Consider the following 24,838-nt stretch of genomic DNA (forward strand, 5'->3'; position numbering starts at 1 on the left):
TTGCTCTTGCGCTAAACGAGCTGCTTCTGCTTCTTGGTATTCACGTTCCGCTTTTTCTTCTGCGGCTTTGATAACAGCTAACTCAGCTTGATGCTGGCGTTCAGCTTCTTCTTCGGCAGCTTTAATTGCAGCCTGCTCGATTTGATGTTGGCGTTCCGCGGCTTCTTCAGCTTGTCGTAAAGCCTGCGCTTCTAACGCTTCTCTAGCCGCTTTTTCTTCTGCTATACGCTTTTCTTCTGCCGCTTGGCGCTCTTGCTCTGCATTTTCTGCCGCAATGCGCATCGCCTCTAATTGCGCTTTATGCCGGCGTTCTGCTTCTTCCGCAGCAGCCGTAATCGCATCTTGTTCAGCTTGATATTGGCGCTCAGCCTCATCTTCCGCCGCTTTAATTGCATCAAGCTCTGCCTGATGTTGACGCTCAGCTTCTGCTGTGGCGGCATCCTGTTGCTCAGTATCATGAACAACATCATTTTTCAGTTCGACATCCGATTGCTGGGTTTCTTCTTCATTCTTACGACCAAATCCCAACCATGAGAAAAAGCCTTTTTTCTTATCTTTAGCCATCAGCCACTACACTCCTCGCGGTAAAAACATGGCGTTTAAAAATTAAATCGCAATAAAATTACATGCAGTCTATCATTTCATCGCGCAGCAACACATATCTGAAAGAAAAATCCTGACAATTTATTCTTATTTTTCTGTTAAAACCGTGAAACCGAAGCGCTACAATAGTCCCCAATAATTTATACATTCCTCAATGAACTAAGCAACTATACATATTATGGCAAAAAAACCACAAACAGCCTCCTTGGGGCAAATTCGTGTCATTGGTGGTAAGTGGCGTGGGCGAAAACTGCCTGTACGCGATAGTGAGGGCTTACGTCCCACCACTGATCGCATCAAAGAAACGCTCTTTAACTGGCTAATGCCAGTGATCCGTGATGCTCGCTGTCTTGATTGCTTCGCAGGTAGCGGCGCTTTAGGTTTTGAAGCCTTATCTCGCTTTGCCGAGCACGTCACGTTTATTGAACTTGATAAACAAAATGCCAAGCTTCTTAGTGAGAACAAAGTTCGCTTAGAAGCTGATAATGCGACCGTTATTAATAACAGCAGCCTCACCGTTCTTAGCCAAGCAGGAACGCCTTGTGATGTGGTGTTTATCGACCCACCTTTTCGTAAAGGGCTACTTGGAGAAACCATCACGCTGCTGGAAAAAAATCAGTGGTTAGCTGATGAAAGCTGGATTTATGTAGAGTCAGAAGCGGAGTTACCACTTACTGACATTCCCGCAAACTGGCAGTTACACCGTGAAAAAGTCGCTGGCCAAGTTGCGTATCGTCTGTTTATTCGTCAATCTGTTCATTCATCAAGTATGCAGGGAGAAAAAGATGCTGATTAATATCGGACGTCTGCTCATGATTTGTGTTTGGGGCTTTATGATCTTTAATATTGTGCATCCATTCCCTAAGCCATTGAAATATTTCATGGATGTCGCAATGGTATTTATGATTTTTATGCATGCATTGCAGACTATCTTCCTGAAAGCCAGCTTACCGAAAGATCAAAAGCTAACAGGGCTCCAGCAGACAAAAATTTTCTTTTTTGGCGTGTTTGAAATGCTCGCCATGCATAAGAAAACAAAAGCGGCTATTGAAGCCGCTAAAAAGAAATAATCGTTTATTCAGAGGGTTCGAAGCGAATAAATCGCGTACCTTGTAGGGTTAGCTTACCTTTAGCACCCAATTCAACACCTTGGTACTGCTCTTCGCTGACGATCACCTTAATCGTTTCTCCTGAAGCTTGAGTCTGAAAATAAAGTTCATAGCGAAAAGTTTCAGGGGATACCACATCGCGTTCCCGGGAACGCATATTTGGATAAGGGTAATCCTTTTTCTCTTTAACGAGCACTAACTGACTGACAGGCAATGAATTATCATTAATTTCATTCTGTTTCTTTTGGTCAAAAAAACGCTTAGTGGCTAACACGGCGATAATCGCGAGAACAATAATTAAGAGAATTGGCTTATTCATAATTTATATATTTAGCTTAGAATTATCATAAGTATATACCCTCTATCGCTCAAATTGCAGATAAACGCCATACAATTTATGCGAGACGCGGTATAGTTCATTTATATTTAATCGCTCTTGGTGATTTCTCTTTTCCAGAAACTCTTAAGGATATGTGTATGATTAGTTGGCCATTCCTCGCTGTTTTATTTTCTGGCTGGCTGTACGTTGATGCAGCCTATCGTGGCCCTGAGTGGCAACGTTGGTTATTCCGCCCTATCACTTTGCTTCTCCTATTATTCTGGGGATGGAGTTCTGACGACTTAAATGCGCAAACCTACCTAATTTTAGGCGGTTTACTGCTTTCCTTAGTTGCTGACCTCTCGAGAATGTTTTCTAGTGAGCACTTGCTTACTTCTTTAGGGCTGATGTTCTTAAGTTATCTGGTCTACACCATTAGCTTTGGAATGCAATTCAACTTTGGCCTGTATCTGCCTTGGCTCATCGTCCCTATTGCTATCGCAGCCGTCACCTTGGTACTGATTTGGGGAAAACTGGAAAGCCAACAGCCTGTTGTTTTCGCCTCTATTATTATGAGCATGATTATGATGTGGGTGGCTGGAGACCAATACTTTGGCTTAGGTCGAGAGTTTAATTTCTCGATTATGGTGGGCGCTTCTCTGCTATTTTTATCTCACTGTATCTGGTTAATTGCCCATTTCCGTTTCCCATTCAAAGCCTCTAAAGCCGTCGTGGCAGCATTCTACTTCCTCGGCCAGTTCTTTATTGTTCGCGCTATTTATTTATAATCCTCCGCCAATTGATAAAACGTGCTATTTGAGAATTTTATCAATTGGCTTCCCCTTTTTCGTTTGACTCTAGAGTCTACTCCAAAGTGTAGACTTAACCTTAATTAGAGAACATGGTTAAAAACGCATCTAGAAAAAGGGGGCGCTTATGCACTCACACTCTCATAAAGATACCCATGCACACAGCACGTCTTGCTGCTCAGGAAACACTTGCTCATCCGCAGCTGTAGAGAATAGCAAAGCGGTGAGCCATGACGCATCATCCCATGAACATCATCATGGCGATGACAAAAATCATGCTCATGATGATGACGATGAAAAATCCCATCAACATGGTAGCTGCTGTAGTTCAACATCCGCTGCAAATGACGATGTAGAGCCCACCCAAACCGCTAAACAGCGTTTTAGCTGGATTGTACGCGGGATGGACTGCCCAAGCTGCGCGGCTAAAATCGAAAACGCGATTTCCCAAATTCGCGAAGTCGCTCAAGCCAAAGTCCTCTTTGCCACTGAAAAACTCGTCGTGGACGCTGACAAAGACGTCACTGCCGTTGTTCGTTCAACGGTCGAAGCTGCGGGTTACGAGCTCCATGATGTAGGAAGCACGAGTGCAGCATCAGCACCGCCACCAAGCTTACTGAGTGAAGCAAAACCCGTCATTATTTTAGCGATCCTAATGGCAATCAGCTGGGGATTGGAGTTTGTTAACCCACAACTGGGTAACGTGGCGTTTATCCTAACCACGTTATTTGGGTTATACCCTATCGCACGTAAATCGTTACGTTTGATTCGTACCGGTACACCATTTGCAATTGAAACCTTGATGACCGTTGCCGCTGTAGGGGCGATTTTTATCCAAGCAACTGAAGAAGCCGCCATGGTTATCTTACTGTTTATGCTGGGTGAAATGCTTGAGTCCTACTCTGCGGGACGCGCTCGCCGAGGTGTTAGCGCACTCATGGCTTTAGTGCCTGAAGATGCCGTACTTATCAAGGATGGACAAAAAACGTCGGTTCCTGTCGCACAGTTACGCCCTGGGGACATCATTGAAATTGCACCTGGTGGTCGATTACCGACCGATGCGGTGCTGATTGCAGGGTTTGCGAGTTTTGATGAAAGCGCATTAACGGGTGAATCCGTTCCTGTAGAACGCAGTGCTGGGGAAAAAGTGGCTGCGGGCTGTTTGTCCGTCGACAAAGCGGTACAAATGGAAGTGGTATCAGAGCAAGGCCAAAATGCTATCGACCGTATCTTGCAACTGATTGAAGAAGCCGAAGAGCGTCGTGCGCCGATTGAGCGATTCATCGACCGTTTCAGCCGAATCTATACCCCAATTATCATGCTGATTTCAGCTTTGGTGATAGTGATCCCGCCAATGTTCTTCGGCGCAGCTTGGGACACTTGGATTTACCGTGGTTTGACTCTGTTGTTAATTGGTTGCCCTTGTGCGTTGGTTATCTCAACCCCTGCGGCAATTACCTCAGCACTGGCAACCGCCACTCGCCGTGGCGCTTTAATTAAAGGCGGTGCAGCATTAGAACAGTTGGGAACCGTCACTACGATTGCACTGGATAAAACGGGCACCCTGACAGAAGGTAAACCGCATGTCACCGATGTTGTTCCTGTTGAAGGACTGAGTGAAAGCGAGTTAATTCGTATCACTGCATCGGTTGAAGTTGGCTCTCACCATCCACTGGCTAAAGCTATCGTCAATAAAGCTGAAGAATTATCTATCACTGTTGAGGAAGCATTAGAGCGTAAAGCACTAGCGGGTAAAGGGGTCGAAGGTTCTTTTAACGGTAAGCAAGTATTAGTTAGCGCGCCATCAAGGGTTGAACCAGCATTAAGCAGCCAATGGCAAGCAAAAGTGGAAGCGTTAGAAGCACAAGGTAAAACGGTTGTCGTCACGTTAGAAGATGGCCAAGTTATCGGCTTAACCGCCCTGCAAGATACCTTACGTAGCGATGCATCTGATGCGATGGCCATGTTGAAATCACTGAATGTTAATGCCGTGATGCTAACAGGGGATAACCCGCGTGCCGCCAGCGCCATTGCAAATCAGTTGGGTATGGAATTCCGTGCTGGATTATTGCCAGAAGATAAAGTGACCGCCGTGATGGAGCTTAATCGCGATCACAACACCATGATGGTGGGTGACGGTATTAATGATGCCCCAGCTATGAAAGCGTCAAGTATTGGTGTCGCAATGGGTGGCGGTACTGACGTTGCTTTAGAAACTGCAGATGCCGCTTTAACCCATAACCGTTTGACTGGATTACCTGAAATCGTCGCATTATCCAGAGCCACACGGAAGATCATCCGCGAGAACATCACTATCGCCTTGGGCTTAAAAGCGGTTTTCTTGGTGACGAGTTTGTTAGGTATTACTGGATTATGGGTCGCCGTATTAGCGGATTCTGGTGCCACGGCATTAGTCACCGCCAACGCGGTTCGCTTACTGCGCGTTAAGCTACCCGAAGTCAAAAAATAGCCTTCTGTTAGTTTGATATATCAACGCCGTAAAAATCATCTTTACGGCGTTTTTTTATGCGTGAAAGATTTAAAATAATCAATTACAGCAAAGAGTTACACAAAACATTCACTAGCTGAATTTAGGACTAACTTTTCTCCCGCACACAAAAATATTGGGTAATATCTCGGTCATCGACAACATTTGCTGAGCGTGGATATGGCTAATAATGCAAGTTCAATACCTCATGATGCCGCCTTTAAAGGTTTTATGACAAAACAGGATAATGCCCGAGATTTCTTTGAGCTTCATTTACCTGAGCAAATTAAATGTTTGTGCGATTTAGATACGCTCACTCTCATTAATTCAGCCTTTATTGATTGCAAACTGAGAACACGGTTTTCCGATGTTCTCTATTCCGTACAAACAAAAACTGGTGATAGCTACATCTATCTATTAGTGGAACATCAATCCACACCAGACAAACTCATGAGCTGGCGCTTAATGCATTATGCTTTCCTCGCCATGAACCAACACTTACAACAAGGGCATAAAACTTTACCGCTCGTTGTCCCCATTTTGTTTTACCACGGAAAGACATCTCCCTATCCGTATATTGGTCCATGGACACAATGTTTACCGCACTCAGAGATAGCTCATGATCTGTATAGCAGCCCTTTCCCGTTGGTGGATATCACCGTGGTTGAAGATACCGAAATAGTTAGTCACCGCAAAATCGCCGTGATGGAACTCGCAATGAAGCACAAAAAACTACGAAATGACCACCAGAGGATCACTGAGCACTTCGTTCAAATATTAAACAACCACTATAATGACAAAGATGACGTGATCACTATCTTGAATTACTTATTTATCATCATGGATTCACCTTATTACACATCCATTGTCGAGACATTAATCGACCAAGCCGAAAATCATCGAGGAGCTATTATGAATATTGCACAGCGGTTAAAAAATGAAGGAATAGAGGAAGGAATAGAGAAAGGAGAAAAAAAGAATCAACTCAAAGTGGCATTGATGAGCTTACAACTTGGTTTAAGTATCGATGTTATCAGTAAACTCACTGGGTTATCAGCCAGTGAAATTCAAGCGCTCAATTAAATCGTTTACCAAAAAAAGCCTCATACAAAGCAAAGAGGCTATCCATCATACAGAAATTGGGTAATTACAAACCGTTGGTTTTTTTGCGCAATAAATAGCGATACGGTGCATTATCAGCCTCAACCGCCAATAACTCGTGCTCCATAAAACGGCAAAAACCGGGAATATCGCGGGTGGTGGCAGGGTCATCTGCAATAATTAACAAAGTATCACCGTCCGCCATGTTACGTACCGTTTTACGTACCAGCATCACAGGTTCAGGGCAGCGCAGCCCTAGCGTATCAAGGGTTTTCGTTGGATTAGAAAATAAGTCAGACATAACACCACATTCTCTTGGTTATCAATGCGCTTATTGTAAAGCCACGCGCAGTGGATGAACAGTTTTGATTTTGTTGCGCAACGAGAGTATGATGCGCACTTCCCAATTTAGGGATGTTATTCATGGGTTCCCTCACCCCATTGCGACTAAAAAGGTACAATATGTTTACGTTTACTCCGCAGCAAAAAGCCACTGCGTTAATTTGGCTATCGTTATTTCATATTTTAATTATTACATCCAGCAACTACTTGGTGCAGTTACCCATTAATATTTTTGGGTTTCATACTACGTGGGGTGCGTTTACCTTTCCCTTTATTTTCCTTGCTACGGACTTAACCGTTCGCATCTATGGTGCGCCATTAGCTCGTCGAATTATCACTGCGGTCATGCTACCAGCATTATTAATTTCGTATGTGATTTCTGCTCTGTTCTTCCAAGGAGAATGGCAAGGTTTTGCGGCTATCATGACATTTAACCTGTTTGTTGCGCGTATCGCGGCGGCAAGTTTTATGGCATATGTCCTCGGTCAAATCTTGGATGTCAGCGTGTTTAACCGCCTGCGCCAAAACAAACGTTGGTTTGTGGCTCCTGCCTGCGCCATGTTTTTTGGTAACTTGATTGATACCATCGCGTTCTTCTTTATCGCGTTTTATCAAAGCAGCGACCCGTTTATGGCAGCGAATTGGATGGAAATCGCTCTTGTTGATTACGTCTTCAAGTTATTAATTTGTATGCTGTTCTTCTTGCCAGCTTACGGTTTATTACTGAACTTTATTTTGAAGACTTTCTTCGCTACCGCCAGCAAGAAACAATTATCCCCGCAGCACTGAGATAAAAAAGGGAGATAAGCCATCACTTATCTCCCAAAGGGTTAACTTGATTAATACCTAACGACTTTTCACATTGCTCAACACAACCATTGATTATTCGAGTGCGCGAGCCAGCAGCGAAATTGGGTGTTCACATTTCTTACTGGTGGACATTTCAATTTGCCATTTACAGGTTTCACAGTCGGTGATCACCATATCCGCGCCACTCTCTTCAATTTGACGGAACAGCCCAGCTCCAATACCTTGGGAAACTTCGTAGTTCTCTTTTTTGAACCCGTAAGTTCCTGCAATACCACAACATTGTGAATCTAAAACAATCAGCTCTACACCCGGCACACGCTTAATCAGCTCAAGGGTGTAGGATGTCCAACCCATTTTTTCCATATGGCACGGCGTGTGATAAGCCACTTTTAATGGAGTGTGTTTCAGTTTCAGTTCGCGCCCTTCTTCCAGCAGACGATAAATATAACGGGTCGCTAATTCAATGTTATCGCGCATCTCAGAGGTATCGACGTCCAGTACGTGCGTATATTCATCACGAATGGTAAATGTACAAGTCGATGAGGTCGCCACGACGGGAATATGTTTCTCTAAAATAGTCTCTTGAAGCGACTCCAGATTCACATTCGCTTGGCGTTTCGCTTGCTTCATAAATCCGTTTGCGATCAGCGCCACACCACAACATTTTTCACGTTTTAACAGCTGAACACCAATATTCATCCCATTGAAAACTTTGATTAAATCTTTACCCAGTTGTGGATGGTTATAGTTCACATAGCAGCCGTGGAAGAATGCCACTTGCTCTTCAAACTTCGCCTGCTCTGCGGCTTGTTTACCGTACCAACGACGGAAAGTCCCGAAGGAATATTTCGGCAGCTCACGACGATGGTCAATTTTCAGGGCTTTATCCAGAATTTGGCGAACAGGTTTTAACCCCGTAATAGTGTTCACTACAGGGGCAAATGGGGTCGATAAGGAGCCCATGATATCTGTATGGCTTAAAATCGCATCACGCAGTTTCGGTTTCTGCTGGCTATAGGTATTACGAGCGCGGGCGATAATATCCCCAATCTTCACATCAGACGGGCACGCCACTTCACAGCGCTTACAGTTGGTGCAGAATTTCAATGCATCATCGTACATCATCGGATCTTTTAAGCGTAAACGCTCACCATCAGGACCCGCTTGTTTTGGTCCCGGATACAGTGGGTTCGCTTTTGCCACTGGGCAATAGGTGGTACAAACGGTGCATTTTATACAGCTTTCAAAGCTTGCATCTTGAATACTCATTGCGCCACCTCCGCCTGCATGGCTTTATCTTTAGCAAATTCATTCACGATTTCATTCGCGGCATATAAGCCCGTGACCAACGAAACCCCTGCACCACAGCCTTGAGTGAGTGGATCAAACCCACTTAAGACCGCACCTGCGATATACAGATTTTCAATCGTCTCACCGTGTTTTTTACCGCGTAAATGGCTGTCAGTTTGCACACCAAACGCCATGTATGGCTGAGATGCGAAGAACTCTTTATTTGTCCATTTGGCGCGGTCGCCGATTTCGCCTAAATCCAAATGCATCAAGGGTTCATACACTTGGTCAAATTTCGCTACCAAGCCGTTATTAAAGAAACTTCCTGTCGCCAACACAAAATGTTTAGCTTTCAATGAAATATTACCGTGGTTACGGGTTTGCACAGATTCAATACGTGATCCCACGAAATTGACGGAAGTGACTTTATCACCCGGCATCATGATCCCACCTTGACGGCGGAACTGGCGTAATAGCATTTCATGAAGGCGAATACCTAATAAAGAGGGTGGCAATGTTGGCAGTAAAAATAGCGGTTTACCTAAGCGTTTTTGTAACTCTAGCATCGGTTCTTCACTGTCGAGACCAATACACGCAGGCATAAACACCGCATCCGCATTGGCGACTAACGGTGCAATTTCTTCCACAATTTGCGCCATATTTTCAGGTCTATCTAACCAGCGCGCCACGTTAATCGCACGGAACTCGCTTGGGTTTTCTCTTAATCGGTCAAGCAACGGTAAGTGCACATAGCACGCCTCCGCTTCAAGTCCTTGACGGTCTAACTCATCCGCCACCATTTGCGGTTGAAAATCGAGGAAACCTTCAATGCCCACAACCGCAATTTTGCCTAATTCCATCGGTTGATGAAGTGCAGTTGTTGGCACCGATTCAGGACTGAGCCAGGTCATTCGCTTATGACCTAACGGCGTAATACGGTAATGGTTTTCTTCGCAAGAGCCTTTTAGATGTAGCCCAGCTTGCTGCAAAGTAGTTTGGGCTAATTGCGCCAGTTCAGTCACTTTTTCTGCCCCAATCAAACTGTACGGATGACTCGGAGCTTGTTGTTTTAGCGCTTCCAACATCGATAGCGGTTGCTCAACTTGAGTACCATCAGGAAGATGTGTTAATAAATCCAATGAACCCGACGAGAAATGCAGTGCGTTCTGCCCAGCACTCACGATGGCACAAGAAAGCCCTGATTGAGTCAGACGAATTCCACAGATAAGACCGGCAAGGCCTCCGCCCATCACTACTGCATCATATTTCATTCTCTGCCTCCTTCTGAGCAGGCTGGCTCAATGTACTTTCATTCATGCCACATAATCCGTGATATACCCAACTGGTGAACTCGCTTTCACGCAAAGCATCCCCCCAAGCAATCGGTCTCACCCCTTTCCAACGCTCATTTAAGAAGTGTCCCAGTTGCTGCTCGGTTTCATGTGGTGTGGTGACGTTAAAACGATTGAGTAATCCAGCCGCGCGGCAAGCACAAAGCTCACCTTGGCACGTGCCCATACCCACACGGGTACGACGGCGTAAATCGAGCAAGTTGTTGACGGTTAAAGATTCCACTGCATAACGAACTTCCCCCGCCGTCACCGCTTCACACTCACACACCAAGCTTTTATCTAAACGGTTAGCACTGAGGATCGCAGACGCCCTATCACCATGACGATAAACCGCAGAGCCGCGAATAGGTGCTGGGATAGAGACCACATTACGCAACGCTTCTTCTGCGCTGTGTTGAGATCCTGGTAGTGGCTCTTCCGCCGTCGTGCATGGGGTTGTAACACCCAATTTTTCACAAACTTTGTTGGTCGCCCATTCCGCCATTAAGCGATAAGTCATTAACTTGCCGCCCGTAATGGTAATGAAACCGTCTAAACCATCGCGTTTTGCGTGGTCGAGTAACACAATACCGCGGCTTACGTTACGGCCAGAAGGGTCATCATCACTCGCCACTAATGGGCGAACACCCGCATATGCGCGTAAAATGCGCGTTGTCGCTAACGCAGGGGATAACATAGAACCTTCGCGGATCAAAATATCCACTTCTTCTGGTGTCACATACATATTATCGATTTGGTCATATTCGATATGCGTTGACGTAGTACCAATCAGAGAAATGGTATCTCCCGGAACCAGAATGTCCGCATCCGCTGGTTTACGGCAACGGTTGATCACCATGTTGTTAAGACGGTGACCTAAAATAAGTAATGCGCCTTTCGCTGGGAACATTTTGATTTTCAGATCCGCGTATTCGGCAATTTTTTGTCCCCAAATTCCGCCCGCATTCACCACGATTTGCGCATGAATATCATATTGACGCTTAGCTTGATGATCATAAACCGTCACACCGCGGACTTTATCCCCTTGGCGGATCAAACCAATCACTTCATGATAAGTCAGTACTTTAGCGCCATGTTCGCGCGCATCGAGCATATTGGCAGCGGTTAAGCGGAATGGATCGACAGTACCATCAGGCACGCGAACCGCACCAATTAAACGCGGGTTAACTGAAGGCTCTAAGCGAATAGCTTCCGCGGGATCAATCGCTTGAGCATCAATGCCAGCGGATTGGCAAGCGGTGATAAATTGCTGCTGATATTCGAGGCTATCTTCAGGTAGGGTAATAAAGAGTCCATCGGTTTTTTCAACACAATGATGGGCAATACGCTTAAGAATTTTGTTTTCTTCTATACACTCTCTTGCCGATTCACTGTCGGTCACAGCATAACGAGCGCCACTGTGTAGCAAGCCATGGTTACGCCCTGTTGCACCTGTCGCAATATCATGCCGTTCTAGCAAAACTGCTTTTAATCCACGGCGAGCGCAGTCACGAGCGACACCTGCACCTGTTGCGCCACCACCGATAATGATGACATCCGTTTCAGTCACAGATGAGCCATTCATGTCGCATTCCTCACGTTAATCAATCTTCACTATTCGATAAGTATAGTTTCTATTTTTATAGTCTATAGTTAATATAAGCTCAAAAAAGCGCTCAATGTTTGATAAGGAACAAAAACGAAAGTCAAAAGTACAAATTAGGTACATCAAAGCGCGGAAGCGTGATAACCCTCACAAAATAATTCACAATTTTAGTTCCATTCCATTCACAAATCGCATTAACTATGCAGCCAGATAAACAAAATCAATAATTGTGCGTTAGATTACAGATAAAATGTTTTTTAACGATTAAGATTTAGCGCAATTAGAAAATAAAAGCGCTTAAAGAAACTCGATTGTTTTCGTTTTTGTTACTTCTCCCATAATAAACGCTCAACAACTTCACAACATAGGTGAAATGAAGAGCATATAACTACTGACATGCCATCGGAGGCTTTATGTTACGCATGTTTAAACCCGCCGCTCATATCGAGAGGCTGCCAGCGGATAAGATAGATCCCGTCTATCGTAAATTACGTTGGCAGATCTTCCTGGGGATTTTCTTCGGTTACGCAGCATACTACTTAGTTAGAAAGAACTTCGCCCTCGCAATGCCTTATCTCGTTGAACAAGGTTTCTCTAAAGGTGACCTTGGTTTCGCCTTATCTGGGATTTCAATCGCCTATGGTTTCTCCAAATTTATCATGGGCTCATTTTCTGACCGTGCTAACCCTCGGTACTTCTTACCGGCAGGTTTGATCCTCGCTTCACTTGTCATGATATTCATGGGCTTCGTACCATGGGCAACGTCTAGCATCATGATTATGTTCGTGTTGTTATTCTTATGTGGTTGGTTCCAAGGCATGGGTTGGCCTCCTTGTGGACGTACTATGGTTCACTGGTGGTCACAAAAAGAACGTGGCGGTATCGTCTCTGTTTGGAACTGTGCGCATAACGTCGGTGGTGGCCTGCCTCCATTACTGTTCCTGTTAGGTATGGCATGGTTTAACGACTGGAAAGCTGCGCTGTATATGCCAGCATTCGCCGCTATTTTAGTGGCTATGATTGCCTTCGCATTAATGCGTGATACTCCGCAATCTTGTGGTCTGCCACCAATTGAAGAGTACAAAAACGACTATCCAACAGACTATAAAGCCTCTGATGAAGAAGAATTAACCGCTAAAGCTATCTTCATGAAGTATGTATTCCCTAACAAACTTCTGTGGATGATCGCTATCGCTAACGTGTTCGTATACTTACTGCGTTACGGTGTTCTGGACTGGTCACCAACTTACCTGCGCGAAGTTAAACACTTCACAATGGATAAATCTTCATGGGCTTACTTCCTGTATGAATATGCGGGTATTCCAGGAACACTGCTGTGCGGTTGGATGTCGGATAAAGTCTTCCGTGGTAACCGTGGCGCGACAGGCGTGTTCTTCATGACCTTAGTGACTATTGCAACTATCGTCTTCTGGATGAACCCAGCGGGTAACCCAGGCGTTGATATGGCATGTATGTTGATTATCGGTTTCTTAATCTATGGCCCTGTCATGCTGATTGGTCTGCACGCTCTTGAGCTTGCACCTAAGAAAGCAGCAGGTACCGCCGCAGGCTTCACCGGTTTATTCGGTTATCTTGGTGGTTCTGTTGCCGCAAGTGCTATCGTCGGTTATACCGTGGACTACTTCGGTTGGAACGGCGGATTTGCTGTGATGATCGGTGGTTCTGCACTGGCCGTTGTTTTACTGTTCATCGTTATGCTGAGCGAAAGTAAACATAAACGCGAACTCGCTAAAAACCAATAAGCCACCGCTTATGTTGAGTTGATTCGCTAGATTGATGGGTTATATCAAGAAAAGGATATAGCCCATTTTTTTACTCAAAATTTGTTATCGGCACCATTTTTTATCTGTAAAAGTCTTTATTTATAAATTTATTTACCTAAAAAACTGTTTACCCATAAAGCTTTTTACCTACAAATTTTTTACCTACAAACAATGAGTACCAAGGAGATTTACTGATGAATTTTCAATTAAAAACATTAGTCGCAAGTATGGTCTTAGTGATGTCAGTCTCTGCTGCTGCCGAAACGGCAGGTAAAGTGGTGATTGCCCATCGTGGTGCAAGTGGTTATTTACCTGAACATACCCTTCCAGCGAAAGCGATGGCGTATGCACAAGGCGCGGATTTCCTCGAACAAGATTTAGTGATGACCAAAGATAATGAGCTGGTTGTTCTTCATGACCATTATCTGGATCGCGTCACTGACGTAGCGGATAAGTTTCCAAATCGCGCACGTAAAGATGGTCGCTACTACGCCATCGACTTTACGCTGCCAGAAATTAAATCCCTGAAATTCACAGAAGGCTTTGACATTGTTGATGGCAAAAAAGTCCAAAGCTATCCAAATCGTTTCCCTATGGGTAAATCTGATTTCCGTGTTCACACCTTCCAAGAAGAGATTGAATTTATTCAAGGTTTGAACAAATCTACGGGTAAAAATATCGGTATCTACCCTGAAATTAAAGCCCCTTGGTTCCATCAACAAGAAGGCAAGGATATCACCAAGAAAACCTTAGAAGTCCTAAAAGAGTATGGCTATACCAACAAAGATTCTAACGTTTATCTGCAATCTTTCGACCCAATTGACTTAAAACGCATCAAAACGAAACTGATGCCAGAAATGGGGATGGATTTAAAACTGATCCAACTGATTGCTTACACCGATTGGGAAGAGACTCAAGAGCAGAAGCCAGACGGTACTTGGGTGAACTATAACTATGATTGGATGATGAAGCCGGGTGCGATGAAAGAGATTGCAACCTACGCAGACGGTATCGGCCCTGACTACCATATGCTCATTAGCGAAGATTCCACACCAACGAACATCAAAGTAAACGGTATGGTAAAAGAAGCTCACGCTAACCATATGGCGGTGCATCCATTTACTATCCGTGTGGACAAACTGCCTAAGTACGCGAAAGATGGTCAGCAGTTATATGACATTATTTATAACCAAGCGGACGTTGATGGCGCCTTCACTGACTTCCCAGATTTAGGAGTTAAGTTTTTAGAGCAGCAAAAACAGAAGTAACTCTCCCTCACTCTCTCGAGTCAATTGCACGTCAATGACTCGAGAGAGTCTTTTCAATCAGAATAACGACTCTCTTATTTAGACTTTAAGCCTGAATTTGCTGCAATAAAAGTTGTGCTTCATTTTGCTGAGCAATAAGGCTGGGATGTGGATATTCACACGCCAATGACAGTGCCACCACATGACGAGCCACACCGCCTTTTCCTAAAAGGGCATCAATATCATAAAAATGCTCTGATAAATTAGCTACTTTCTGTTGTGCATAGCTCTCGATGCATTTTCCTTTAGCATTTTCACTTACACCACTGTGCCAAAGTTTATTCAGTTGTTCCCCTGAATACTGAAATTCACACTGTGTTTTCAGTGCATCAGCGAAAGATTCTTTATCTGTAGATATCGGGCGCAAAAGTTTCGCTTGAACTGGCGCTCGTAAACTCTCATAAAACCCTTGAGGTGCAAATAACACACTGGCAGCTTCTTCACTCGCGGTCGAACCTAACTGAAACGCCAAAATGGCGTATAACTTGGGTTCAAAGGCATTTTCATACAATGTTAATAACCATTGACTGAACGACTCGGAGGGCAATATCTCAACGGATTCCAACGTCAATGACAAACGGGTGGCTTCCTGTTTAATCAGTTCCTGCCAATTAGATTCATTATCTTCAGCTTGCCAATATAGGGTAATAGGCTGGGAGAGAGAATGTTGATGGTAATACTCAGCAATGGGGGCGAGTAATTTTTGCACCACTATTTCTTGCTTTTCCCATGACGAACGCGATTTTAAAGAGCTTAGCACCAATACATTATCTTTATTGGGTGGCAATGAAGATAATGCAATGCCTTCCGGCATCACTTCATCGGCTTGAGTTAATCGAGCATGCGCTAATATTCCAAGGTGCTTGCCTGCCCAATAACGCCATTCTCTGCGAGCATCATCTAACATATTGGTAAAAAGTTGATGGCGATAAGCTACGATTGAGTAGATAAAAAATCGAATAAAACCCACCAACAGCGCGGGGCAAATAACGAATACAATCATCAGCATGGTGTTACTGGTAGTTGGTGATAGTATTTCATTGGTGGATAAATAGAGGCTCAGCCCAAATCCAAGAGCACCTACAATCAACATAATCAAAAACCAAAGCATCCAACGAGGTGCTTTAGGGGCTGGAGGATGTTCTAATGATGGCACTCTCCAGCTCATCATGACTGTTCACCTGACGAGGAAAGGCTCGCAATGAGGGTACAGCCACATTCAGTTTGAAAGCCATTCAATGCCGCTTGGCGACCGGATATTAAAATGCGCGTTGAACCGGGTAAAATGACATTAACGCCGTGCCCTTTTTTTGGGCAATCCACTTTGTCGCCCACTAAAGCGATGGGTTTACCATACATAACAGAGCCAGATGCAGTAATCACTTCACCGCCATGAGTAGTTTTGTCACCTAAACGAACCAGTGCGCGCATATTAAGATCCTTTTATTAATGAGCTATTGTGCCATACGTTGAAGTGGAATAAGGAAAGAAGCCCCGCCGATACCCGGTTCACTAATAGTACGCCCATAAAGATAATGTATATTTTTTAGATCATCTTCTGACGGCGTTAGCCCCCAAATCCGGCCTAAGTATTGTCGCAGTTCTTCAAAACTATTCGGTGACATTTGAGTATAATCCATTAGATAAACATAAGAATTATCACCATCAGAGCCAATATTTGCATAGCAATAAGGCTTACCTTCCATTAAGGAGTCAATAATTCCTCTATCACTACTATTTCCTTTGGTTATGACTATCTTGCTGACAGAACCACTTTTCATTCCTTTACGATAAAAAACACCTGATTCTGAATAAAGCTTAAACGCGGCATCACCTGCTAATGTTTTATTTGAGAAATAAAACTCATGGGCAATATCCATAATATGGCTTTCTGGTAAATTAGCTGGAATACCAAAAATACCGGTTAGGTCTGCTGGACATTCGCCAGTTGGCGTGATCCCCCCTTTACCAGAGAAACGTTTATTCCCAGAAAGATAATTTTGTTCTTTTAAATTTTTGTGTTTTTCCGCAGAAATTCTTTCGGCTTCGTATTTTGCTTCAATAATTTGTGTACGCTGTTTTCCTGATTTATAAGGAACAATACCAATACTTAAAAATGGCTTATTTTGATTATACTCAGAGTTTGTTGATGTCATATTAAATTGCCAACTTTTTTTCAATTGGCATTGTTGCTTCATTGATTCAGTTAACTTAATTTCCCCTGAATTATCATAGGTAATATCAAAGTAATTAGTCAGAGCGTAAAGACTTTCAGATTTATTTTTTCTCTCAACTGAAAAAACAGTGTTTGAACATGTTAATATTTTAAAAGAGTTTATTACTGTAGGGACTGTTAATATCTCAGAAACTCCACCGTTATTTTCATGAGCAGTGACACCACTATCGATTAATTTCTTATCTTGATAAATCCAATAAGGTTCTGACTCATAATGACTTGAATTTTTACCAAAAAAAGTGAACGCTACATAATTATTTTTTGAAGGTGGATTATCAACTTCTTCCATATCCAAATACGTATGAGGTGAATAAAATGCATAAAGTTCACCTTGTTTACTTTTATTCGGTAAATATGCACCATAAACCCCCGTTGATGTACGGATCAACCAAGATTCACTTTTATTGTCATCATGTGAATTTGTGAATATTTGTCCTTTATAATCAGTCTTCCCTGATTCGATAATATGACCATTTTTCATTAGTTGGTATGGAATATTCTCACTTCTATCAATAGATACGAGTAAGAAAGGGGCGTCTTTTTCTTTTGCTTGTGAAGAAAAAATACTTAACAGAGAAAGTAACAGAATACCGATAGGTTTAAGCAATAGTTTAAATAATTTCGTTTTGTATTTCATATAGTTCCTTTATATTCAATGTAATATTTCTATTGATAGATTAGAAATCTCTTTTATCTACCTGTTGATCAATAATAAACCGTATACCTCTTCAGCAATTTTAAATTCGGTAAGAATTTTACCGTGAAATAAAAAGAAGAGATTCATTTTGATTATTGCCCCTCCGCCTGTTTTTTATATTCAAACGTACCATCCCATTCAGGGAGTTCAGCAGGTGGAAGAGGAACGATTTTATCGATATCGGGGAACTTGGCTGTTTCGTCAGAGGCGTCAATTTCTTTGACTATAGCCGCATAGCGAGCTGAGCGTTCTGGGTCTGCCTTCACTGGTAGGTAATAAGGAGAACTTTCTTTTACATTAGGCTTGAAAGCTTTTTCTAATGTTGAGGCTGCAGGTCTATAACCGTTTCTAACTGATATTTGATCATATTGTAACATAGCACCTATATTTTCTTCTACGTTCAATAAATAGCCCGCTAGCCTATATGCAGCCTCTCCACTACCTTGTTTAGCTGCACAGTCCAACATCTTTTTTCCTATTTCGGGTCGATAGGCTGGGTTATCTCTGTCCGATAAACGCTGGGAAACAAATATATCGCCAATGACATATTGAGCTTCGGGGCTACCTAAATCCGCTGCTTGGCGAAAATAGGCTAACGCTTTGGTGCGGTCTGCTATAACTCCATAGCCTGTATCAAGATAGTGTCCCATTTGGTAATAACCATAGCTGATGTTCAATTTCGCCATTTTTTGGAGAATATCCCACACCTCTTGAGCAGGACCTTTACCCTCAATCGGGGGGACTTTGCCATAACTAATTAAGTTACTGAGATTCAACATGGCTTTGGGGTGATTTCGCTCGGCTGCTTTACGATATAGCACACCAATTTGAGCATAATCCCGTTGAGATTTATTGACCTTTTCAAGTTCTCGCGCCTGCTTGAACCAAATATCGGCTTCAGGATCAACGGGAAGCAAGGTGTCTTTTTCATAGACACAGCTGAACGTTAAATCAGGTTCTGTTTTTTGAGTCATCGCTTTCTCTTTTTCCTCTACAGGTTTACAGCTAACAAGTAGCACTAGAGCACACAGTAATAAACAAGGTTTAATTAGTGACATAGTTTAATCCGTATTTTCTAACCCAATGGTTTTATCCTCAAAGGGAATTAACGCACCTTTAGGCATTTTTTTATCTTTTTTAAACTCTTTGTTTTTATTTGCAATATCTATCCAATCCTTAAATTCTTCTGTCAAGTCATCAAGAATACTCCCCGTTCCCTTATGCATTCCCCACAATTTTTCTCGTAAGGGCTTCACGATAGGAAAGACATCCGTATCTTGCAGTATCACCGCAATTTCAGTATCAAATGCCATGCTACGTAAATTGATATTGGCAGAGCCTTGGATTAAAAAGGTGTCATCCACTAAGGTTAATTTGCTGTGGACATACACCGATTGCCAGCGATCGGAATCAGGGGAAACTAACGTGCAAATGACGCTCTTAAACCCCTCAATGCTTTCTTCCTGAATATCATCAGGGTTAACTACATCGATTGGGGCTAACACCTGACCGTTTCGGGTCGATGCCATGACATTATTTACCGTATCTCGATACGCAGCATGCTCGCGCATCAAATCACGGCGCCCTAACGTCTCTAGCATTTTATAGGTTTGATAACCGCCCACGTGGTTGGAGTCGCCAATCTCTGCTTTCGTGGTGGAGTTTGTCACCACAAATAAATAGAACGGTGGAATTTTTTGCCCTTGCAGTTTAGGGTCAGTGGCAGCCGCTTCTGCAAAACATTGATTGCGCACTTCTACTATATTGCGGACATCCTTCGCAATTGACGATAAACGGAAATATTGGTTTTCAAAATAAAGGTAGTTACGTGCATGTTTAACACCGTGGTCATAAGACTTTAAAATATCGTATTCATTATGTTCGGGATGTGTGCGACAAATTTTCCCCGCTGTCGGTGTTAATGGGTGTCGAGCTAAAAATGCATAACGTTTATTTAAGTCTTCGACATGCTCTAACGTCGGCGTGTATTGGCTGCGTGAAATTGCTTTACGTCTTTCTGTCAGCTGGATACCTTCACTACCGTGTGTAAACAAGCCTTCGGTGTCTTTCCATGCCGTGACAAAGTTATCGCTTAAATCACACAACACTTCGCCATACACACAGTTAGAGGTATCTTGCCATGCGGTGGGTCCATCGCGTCCTAGCCATGACATCTCTTTATGTCGGATAATTGAATGTTTATCATCATCCCAATACTGCGAGTGCATGTTATGCCCCATCACAAAGCCTATCGCGAGTGTGGGCTCTTCATAATCAATCAACACTGCTTTTTGGTGATGGGTGGGCACCACAGCAAGCGCAGCCATACGTAAACTGAGTTCGATGTCATCACTGCCAAATTGGTGTTTGGTTAATTCAGCGACTTTGGTCAAGCGAGATGAGGGGTTATTTATCGCCATCGAGCGTGTACGAACCGACAAATTTTTAATTTGATTGGTTTTCGCACGATGTAACCACGCTTTATCAAATTGGTATTGTTTATCCGATTCATAGTCTAATTTAGCCCCTGCCGCGATAGCCTTTTCCATCGGAAGCTCAATTTTTTGCCTCGGCGTGTAATGGGTTGATAATCGCCAACCGGGCAAACTAGTTTCACCGAGTTTAGCTAGTTCATCAAACCACACCAGAATACGAACCTTCACCCCTTCTTTCGCTTTCTGTTCAAGAAGCTCTGCAATCGTCGGGAATGTTCCTTCATTAATGCCGCTTGAGCGCTCAAAATACATGGAGGGCTGAAATCCCCATGTAATAATTTCAATGCTGTGCTTGGCATGGCGAATTGCCTCCGCAACTGCTGCAAAGGTTTGTTTCCCATTCACCAGTGGGGCATACACAAATAAGCTCATCGGGTATTTGGTACTCTCAGGGATCCAACTGGGTGTCATTTGCAGCACCATACACGTCGAAACGGGTAAACGTATTTTCTGCTCGGTTGCCGGTATGGGTAACTGCACGGAAGCGGGGAATCCCCCAGATTGATTTCCTGACATATTATTTTCTCTTATTCCATTCAGTGATAAATTGGGAAAGCCCTTCCCCCCACGCTTGGCCTATTCGCGAGCTTTCTCGCTCTTGGCTAGGCGCACTGGTTCGAAAACCGACATTAACGGGTTCGACGTTTTCTGCTTCTTGCGACTCAGCAGAAGGAACATCGATATCGTAACGATCCCCATTCAATAAACGCAGTTGATAGCTATCTGTGGGAATATCATGGTCAATTTGGATATTTCCTTGTGCATCACTCATACCTTTTAAAATAAGAGCCCCGTTGGCATACAATTCATACGGCTCAAATGCACGCGCCTTCATTGGGCTTTGCGGCGACGAACTTAGTTGAAAACGCAAGGTTTGTTTTGGCATCGACTGTGGAAATTGTGGATGGGTGACATCCATCGAGGCGGCGCCTTCAACCACCCAGTTTGTGGCTTTCACCGTTTGATTATTGGGGCTGCCGTACTCAATTTGCCCGCCTTTTAAGCGAATATAGGCGCCACCACAGGTCAGCAATAGCTCGTCTTTAGCGGCAACGACCGTTTTACCGCCGGTACTGGTGACCGTCATGTCCTTGAGTGAGGTCAGGTGCATTTCGTCACTTTGTGCTTGGATTTCCACCTTGCCTTTTGCCGCAAAGGCTTTAATGCCCATTGTGTGAGCAAACAGGCTGATTGCCTTACCCGCCGCTAAGGTGATTTTTTTACCGACTGAGATATCGGCCTGTTTATTCGCCGTCAGGGTAATGCTTTCACCGCTGTTAGCCTGCACGGTTTTGGGTGAGGTTAATGCGATGCCCGCAGGCGCACTGAGTAATATTGCCGCTTGTTGCAGTTCATAAATCGATTGGGTCAATAACGTTTGTTGGGCGTTTAAATCGGCCAGTTCGGCTTTTGCGACTTCGGCAGCCTCCCGTAAAGAACTCACCAAATTCAGCGCATCATCTAATTGCTGCTTAGCTTCGCGTATATCCAGTTGTTCTGAAGATGCTTTTGTGCGTAAATCCGTGCTGATAAACAGCCCTTTCCCTGCACGTATTGCCCCCCAACTGTCGGTACGCAGTTCAAAACCGTCACCGCGTTTTTCACGTCCTTGGTTAACCAAATGCCCTAAATTCAGTTGGGATTTACCGCCGTATTCAGTGCTGAGCTTGATGTGCTCTTCCCCGCGCTTGTCTTCCATGCGAAGCTTATTATTGGCCGGAGTACGAATGACGTTGCGAGTATTGTTTTTATCCGTCACATGGTCTGTGCGATGGGAGTCATGCAAGGCATGGGCGATATACGGTCTATCCGGGTCGCCTTCATGGAAGGCAATCGCTACTTCCGTTCCTTGAATTAACGGGAAGTGTATTCCGTAGGTATCGCCTGCATAGGGTTTTGCCAGCCTCACGGGCATGCTTTCATATCCCGTCGGTTTTTCATCACGGTCTGCATCGAATTTCACCCAATAGAAACCGTGCTCATTTTGGTGGGCGTAAATATCATGGGATTTGGCACTAGTGATGCGCGCCATTAATGTGCCTGCAATCACAGGGCGAGGCTTTAGAACAGGTCGCCAGCACAGTGCCTCAGTGTACGGCGCCGCATCAAACTGAATCACTAACGCGCTGCTGCGACTGCCTGAAAATCGTAATCGCGTGATTAAAATTTCGGATTGAAAATCCGTTGGTAAGGTGGACGGCAACTGGCTATCGATGACTTTAAAAATCATCAACGGCGTCAAGCGTGGTGAATTACTTTTTCCTCGCAGCAGTGTTTGACGTGCGAGAAAGCGTTCATGGTCTAGCCGTGACCAAAAATGGGCGGTTTCTGTTGCAGGTTGGTATTTTTCACCGCGCTCAAGATGACGGGCTTTGTAGTGGTAAACGTCGCCATAGTTTATATCGTCCCCATCTCCCCGAGTCATATCCGTTTCAATGGATAGCAAGGTTTGCATCGCTTGCCGGTGATTATAATCTTTCGTCACGACACTGCGTTCCACCACTTGATGACGTAGCGATAGCCCCCACACGCTTTCAACGCCATTGTCATTCATGCCTGAAGGGCTATTGAGTGGCAGCTGTAAATCATACACATAAGCGCGTTGGCTATCGCCAAAGTGAATAATTTCTGTCTTGGTATCTGTTTGTAGACTAAAGGAATAGAAAATGCCTACTTCACTGAGCAAACGCTCAATAAATTGCCAATCACTCTCATTGATTTGGTTGATTTGCTCTCGCTTAGGGTATTGACGCTGTAAGTGAAACTCAAACTCCCAGCCCTGAATTTTGTGTTCACGCAAAATAAGCTCAACCACTTCCGGTACAGATTTATTGAGGAAAAAGCGATGGGAACGCATCTGATGGCGTAGCAATGAGACAAACGGCTCAATCACAATTTGGTATTGGGCTTCATCCGCTGAACCAGATAACCGCTTAAAATGTGTGACGACCCCATGAATTCGCTTTTGTGGTTCTCTCAGTGAATCTAATGCCGCCAGCGGAATAGTGGGAGATGAAAAGGTAAAATGGGCGGTACGGCGAAGAAACTGTTGAGCTTGTAGGTTTTGGGCTGGGGAGGTGAACGTTATTTGATAACGATAGGTTTCACTAATGGCTTCTCGTCCAATGAAGGATTCCACATCTAATAATGCATCACAGCCTTGGATTGCCAGTTGATAACGGTTATGACGGGTGACTATTTTTAAAGCAATATCCTCTAAGCTCATTCTATCTACATTCCATTTCTGCTTATTCCATAGCAACCTGTCATAGAAGCAAAGGCAGAAAGGTCACCAACCCAAACTCATTTTATTTAGCTTAAGTCAAACAGAAGACCAGCAAATGAACTTGAAATCAACCATAATTTTCAAGAATGGGACTTATAGAAGAATTATCCGAAAGCCATTAATCCGTTTGTGGTAGGAATAGATAGGAAAGAAAAAGCACCTTCGTCAATACATGATCAACGTTCAAGGTGCTTTTTAATGGGATAAAAACTGAGTACTAAGCAATCGTCACTGGGAACGCAATCACATCACTAATTCGTTCAGCATTCAGTGCCAACATGATTAAGCGATCAACACCAACAGCCACTCCGGAACATGCCGGTAAACCATGCTCAAGCGCTGCAAGCAAGTTTTCATCAATCGGTTGAACGGGTAAACCCATTGCAGCACGCTTGCGGTTATCTTGCTCAAAACGTTGGCGCTGTTCGCCCACATCAGTCAGTTCATGGAAGCCATTCGCCAGCTCCATGCCTTTAAAATAGACTTCAAAACGCTCTGCCACACGGTGATCTTCTGTGCTAATTACCGCTAATGACGCTTGCGTTGCTGGGAAGTGATAAACCACTGCAGGCTTCTCTTTACCAATGTGTGGCTCCACGCCCATGGTAAACAGTAGCTGTAATAAGGTATCGCGGTCTTCTTCGTTATCCGCCACATTGCTTAAATCTAAGCGGGCTGCCACTTCGCGTAGCTCGCTTTTTTCCGCAGAGAGCGGGTCAATATCTAAGTGGCGTAAAAATGCTTGCTGATAAGAGAGTAGCTCAGCACTTTCGCATTCCAGCACTTGTTGCAGAAGGTCATCCACTTCATTGATTAAGCGATACATATCAAAGTGTGGGCGGTACCATTCCAGCATCGTAAATTCAGGGTTATGGTGTCTTCCTGCTTCTTCATTACGGAAACTGCGGCACATTTGATAGATGGGCCCACTTCCCGCAGCCAATAAGCGCTTCATATGGTATTCAGGGCTGGTCATTAAATATAAATTGATGCCCTGAGCAGCACCGGGTCCCACAAAGCGTGTCTCAAATGGAACAAGATGAATGTCAGTCACTGTCGCCTGACTCATTGCGGGTGTGTCTACCTCAAGTACACAGCGATCAGCGAAAAAACGTCTGATTTCCGCAACAATTTTTGCGCGCTGTAACAGGTTAGCGATGGGGGCTGTAGGCAGCCAATTCGCTACTTCACTCATTAAAATAACTCCAAAATAAACTTAGTCGTG

General features: G+C 44.0%; 20 protein-coding genes and 1 pseudogene. 8 read left to right on the plus strand and 13 right to left on the minus strand.

The features are described 5' to 3' along the window. A pseudogene (locus tag PR799_RS14970) lies at nucleotides 1–564 on the minus strand (signal recognition particle-docking protein FtsY); the annotation flags it as partial. 217 nt (nucleotides 565–781) lie between these two features. Here PR799_RS14970 and rsmD point away from each other — a divergent pair. Both rsmD and PR799_RS14980 read left to right on the plus strand, forming a co-directional pair. Further along, a complete protein-coding gene (gene rsmD / locus PR799_RS14975) occupies nucleotides 782–1,399 on the plus strand; it encodes a 16S rRNA (guanine(966)-N(2))-methyltransferase (protein WP_154627784.1) in 618 nt (205 codons plus the stop codon). Then, entirely contained in the window at nucleotides 1,389–1,673 is a 285-nt protein-coding gene (locus tag PR799_RS14980) for a DUF1145 family protein (protein WP_036956002.1), read from the plus strand. Before rsmD ends, PR799_RS14980 begins: the two co-directional genes overlap by 11 nt. Nucleotides 1,674–1,677: 4 nt before the next feature. Here PR799_RS14980 and PR799_RS14985 read toward each other — a convergent pair whose 3' ends face one another. Next, entirely contained in the window at nucleotides 1,678–2,031 is a 354-nt protein-coding gene (locus tag PR799_RS14985; RefSeq protein WP_036956001.1) for a DUF2500 family protein, read from the minus strand. A 158-nt stretch (nucleotides 2,032–2,189) separates the two neighbouring features. Between PR799_RS14985 and PR799_RS14990 the strand changes: the two genes are divergently transcribed. The 3 genes from PR799_RS14990 (at nucleotide 2,190) to PR799_RS15000 (ending at nucleotide 6,411) form a co-directional block, all read left to right on the plus strand. After that, nucleotides 2,190–2,819, plus strand: a complete 630-nt coding sequence (locus PR799_RS14990; protein ID WP_154603493.1) for a lysoplasmalogenase — start codon at nucleotides 2,190–2,192, stop codon at nucleotides 2,817–2,819. 148 nt (nucleotides 2,820–2,967) lie between these two features. Beyond that, nucleotides 2,968–5,310 carry a zinc/cadmium/mercury/lead-transporting ATPase gene (locus tag PR799_RS14995; RefSeq protein WP_272522607.1) on the plus strand — a complete coding sequence of 781 codons (2,343 nt, stop codon included), beginning with the start codon at nucleotides 2,968–2,970 and terminating at the stop codon, nucleotides 5,308–5,310. A gap of 198 nt (nucleotides 5,311–5,508) precedes the next feature. After that, nucleotides 5,509–6,411, plus strand: a complete 903-nt coding sequence (locus PR799_RS15000) for an Rpn family recombination-promoting nuclease/putative transposase (RefSeq protein WP_272522608.1) — start codon at nucleotides 5,509–5,511, stop codon at nucleotides 6,409–6,411. Between the two features lie 64 nt (nucleotides 6,412–6,475). On the opposite strand, the gene tusA is transcribed toward PR799_RS15000, so the two are convergent. Beyond that, nucleotides 6,476–6,730 carry a sulfurtransferase TusA gene (gene tusA / locus PR799_RS15005; protein ID WP_154627787.1) on the minus strand — a complete coding sequence of 85 codons (255 nt, stop codon included), beginning with the start codon at nucleotides 6,728–6,730 and terminating at the stop codon, nucleotides 6,476–6,478. Between the two features lie 161 nt (nucleotides 6,731–6,891). Here tusA and PR799_RS15010 point away from each other — a divergent pair, with 161 nt between their 5' ends. Next, nucleotides 6,892–7,560, plus strand: a complete 669-nt coding sequence (locus PR799_RS15010) for a 7-cyano-7-deazaguanine/7-aminomethyl-7-deazaguanine transporter (RefSeq protein WP_036955987.1) — start codon at nucleotides 6,892–6,894, stop codon at nucleotides 7,558–7,560. A gap of 93 nt (nucleotides 7,561–7,653) precedes the next feature. Here PR799_RS15010 and glpC read toward each other — a convergent pair whose 3' ends face one another. From glpC to glpA, 3 genes are read right to left on the minus strand one after another with little or no spacing between them, the layout of a single operon-like run. Further along, entirely contained in the window at nucleotides 7,654–8,850 is a 1,197-nt protein-coding gene (gene glpC / locus PR799_RS15015; RefSeq protein WP_006659019.1) for an anaerobic glycerol-3-phosphate dehydrogenase subunit GlpC, read from the minus strand. Further along, nucleotides 8,847–10,142: a glycerol-3-phosphate dehydrogenase subunit GlpB gene (glpB, locus tag PR799_RS15020; RefSeq protein WP_154630875.1), complete on the minus strand. Its 1,296-nt coding sequence runs from the start codon at nucleotides 10,140–10,142 to the stop codon at nucleotides 8,847–8,849. The genes glpC and glpB overlap by 4 nt, the downstream gene beginning before the upstream one ends. Then, nucleotides 10,132–11,787, minus strand: coding sequence for an anaerobic glycerol-3-phosphate dehydrogenase subunit A (gene glpA, locus PR799_RS15025; protein ID WP_154603498.1), 1,656 nt, complete (start codon nucleotides 11,785–11,787; stop codon nucleotides 10,132–10,134). Before glpA ends, glpB begins: the two co-directional genes overlap by 11 nt. Nucleotides 11,788–12,221: 434 nt before the next feature. Between glpA and glpT the strand changes: the two genes are divergently transcribed. Next, nucleotides 12,222–13,571 (plus strand): glycerol-3-phosphate transporter, encoded by a 1,350-nt coding sequence (gene glpT, locus PR799_RS15030; RefSeq protein WP_036955981.1) that lies wholly within the window; start codon nucleotides 12,222–12,224, stop codon nucleotides 13,569–13,571. A gap of 215 nt (nucleotides 13,572–13,786) precedes the next feature. Continuing rightward, nucleotides 13,787–14,860, plus strand: a complete 1,074-nt coding sequence (gene glpQ / locus PR799_RS15035; RefSeq protein ID WP_006659015.1) for a glycerophosphodiester phosphodiesterase — start codon at nucleotides 13,787–13,789, stop codon at nucleotides 14,858–14,860. An 85-nt stretch (nucleotides 14,861–14,945) separates the two neighbouring features. Here glpQ and PR799_RS15040 read toward each other — a convergent pair whose 3' ends face one another. The 7 genes from PR799_RS15040 to epmA form a co-directional block, all read right to left on the minus strand. Beyond that, nucleotides 14,946–16,070 (minus strand): hypothetical protein, encoded by a 1,125-nt coding sequence (locus tag PR799_RS15040; RefSeq protein ID WP_272522609.1) that lies wholly within the window; start codon nucleotides 16,068–16,070, stop codon nucleotides 14,946–14,948. Then, complete coding sequence (locus PR799_RS15045) at nucleotides 16,067–16,330, minus strand: PAAR domain-containing protein (protein WP_154627792.1); 264 nt, start codon at nucleotides 16,328–16,330, stop codon at nucleotides 16,067–16,069. Before PR799_RS15045 ends, PR799_RS15040 begins: the two co-directional genes overlap by 4 nt. Before the next feature lie 23 nt (nucleotides 16,331–16,353). Then, nucleotides 16,354–17,772, minus strand: a complete 1,419-nt coding sequence (locus PR799_RS15050; RefSeq protein ID WP_272522610.1) for a hypothetical protein — start codon at nucleotides 17,770–17,772, stop codon at nucleotides 16,354–16,356. Nucleotides 17,773–17,924: 152 nt separating this feature from the next. After that, nucleotides 17,925–18,890 (minus strand): SEL1-like repeat protein, encoded by a 966-nt coding sequence (locus tag PR799_RS15055; RefSeq protein ID WP_272522612.1) that lies wholly within the window; start codon nucleotides 18,888–18,890, stop codon nucleotides 17,925–17,927. A gap of 3 nt (nucleotides 18,891–18,893) precedes the next feature. Continuing rightward, nucleotides 18,894–20,843, minus strand: a complete 1,950-nt coding sequence (locus PR799_RS15060; protein ID WP_272522614.1) for a phospholipase D-like domain-containing protein — start codon at nucleotides 20,841–20,843, stop codon at nucleotides 18,894–18,896. Between the two features lies 1 nt (nucleotide 20,844). Beyond that, the gene (locus tag PR799_RS15065) at nucleotides 20,845–23,553 is read right to left on the minus strand and encodes a DUF2345 domain-containing protein (RefSeq protein WP_272522615.1); all 2,709 of its coding nucleotides are present in this window, start codon (nucleotides 23,551–23,553) and stop codon (nucleotides 20,845–20,847) included. A 277-nt stretch (nucleotides 23,554–23,830) separates the two neighbouring features. Continuing rightward, nucleotides 23,831–24,808, minus strand: coding sequence for an elongation factor P--(R)-beta-lysine ligase (gene epmA / locus PR799_RS15070; RefSeq protein WP_036955971.1), 978 nt, complete (start codon nucleotides 24,806–24,808; stop codon nucleotides 23,831–23,833). Nucleotides 24,809–24,838 lie beyond the last annotated feature (30 nt).

It is taken from the genome of Providencia sp. PROV202 (genome assembly GCF_028479565.1).
In the GTDB taxonomy this organism is placed as follows: Bacteria; Pseudomonadota; Gammaproteobacteria; order Enterobacterales; family Enterobacteriaceae; genus Providencia; species Providencia zhijiangensis.

Excerpts from the sequence above, each read along its gene's own strand:
- glpC (WP_006659019.1), bottom strand. The coding sequence starts at position 8,850 with ATGAGTATTCAAGATGCAAGCTTTGAAAGCTGTATAAAATGCACCGTT.
- PR799_RS15060 (WP_272522614.1), bottom strand. The coding sequence starts at position 20,843 with ATGTCAGGAAATCAATCTGGGGGATTCCCCGCTTCCGTGCAGTTACCC.
- PR799_RS14990 (WP_154603493.1), top strand. The coding sequence starts at position 2,190 with ATGATTAGTTGGCCATTCCTCGCTGTTTTATTTTCTGGCTGGCTGTAC.
- tusA (WP_154627787.1), bottom strand. The coding sequence starts at position 6,730 with ATGTCTGACTTATTTTCTAATCCAACGAAAACCCTTGATACGCTAGGG.
- PR799_RS15065 (WP_272522615.1), bottom strand. The coding sequence starts at position 23,553 with ATGAGCTTAGAGGATATTGCTTTAAAAATAGTCACCCGTCATAACCGT.
- PR799_RS15040 (WP_272522609.1), bottom strand. The coding sequence starts at position 16,070 with ATGATGAGCTGGAGAGTGCCATCATTAGAACATCCTCCAGCCCCTAAA.
- glpT (WP_036955981.1), top strand. The coding sequence starts at position 12,222 with ATGTTACGCATGTTTAAACCCGCCGCTCATATCGAGAGGCTGCCAGCG.
- glpA (WP_154603498.1), bottom strand. The coding sequence starts at position 11,787 with ATGAATGGCTCATCTGTGACTGAAACGGATGTCATCATTATCGGTGGT.
- rsmD (WP_154627784.1), top strand. The coding sequence starts at position 782 with ATGGCAAAAAAACCACAAACAGCCTCCTTGGGGCAAATTCGTGTCATT.
- PR799_RS15055 (WP_272522612.1), bottom strand. The coding sequence starts at position 18,890 with ATGTCACTAATTAAACCTTGTTTATTACTGTGTGCTCTAGTGCTACTT.
- PR799_RS15010 (WP_036955987.1), top strand. The coding sequence starts at position 6,892 with ATGTTTACGTTTACTCCGCAGCAAAAAGCCACTGCGTTAATTTGGCTA.
- PR799_RS15050 (WP_272522610.1), bottom strand. The coding sequence starts at position 17,772 with ATGAAATACAAAACGAAATTATTTAAACTATTGCTTAAACCTATCGGT.
- epmA (WP_036955971.1), bottom strand. The coding sequence starts at position 24,808 with ATGAGTGAAGTAGCGAATTGGCTGCCTACAGCCCCCATCGCTAACCTG.
- PR799_RS14995 (WP_272522607.1), top strand. The coding sequence starts at position 2,968 with ATGCACTCACACTCTCATAAAGATACCCATGCACACAGCACGTCTTGC.
- PR799_RS14985 (WP_036956001.1), bottom strand. The coding sequence starts at position 2,031 with ATGAATAAGCCAATTCTCTTAATTATTGTTCTCGCGATTATCGCCGTG.
- glpB (WP_154630875.1), bottom strand. The coding sequence starts at position 10,142 with ATGAAATATGATGCAGTAGTGATGGGCGGAGGCCTTGCCGGTCTTATC.
- PR799_RS14980 (WP_036956002.1), top strand. The coding sequence starts at position 1,389 with ATGCTGATTAATATCGGACGTCTGCTCATGATTTGTGTTTGGGGCTTT.
- PR799_RS15000 (WP_272522608.1), top strand. The coding sequence starts at position 5,509 with ATGGCTAATAATGCAAGTTCAATACCTCATGATGCCGCCTTTAAAGGT.
- glpQ (WP_006659015.1), top strand. The coding sequence starts at position 13,787 with ATGAATTTTCAATTAAAAACATTAGTCGCAAGTATGGTCTTAGTGATG.
- PR799_RS15045 (WP_154627792.1), bottom strand. The coding sequence starts at position 16,330 with ATGCGCGCACTGGTTCGTTTAGGTGACAAAACTACTCATGGCGGTGAA.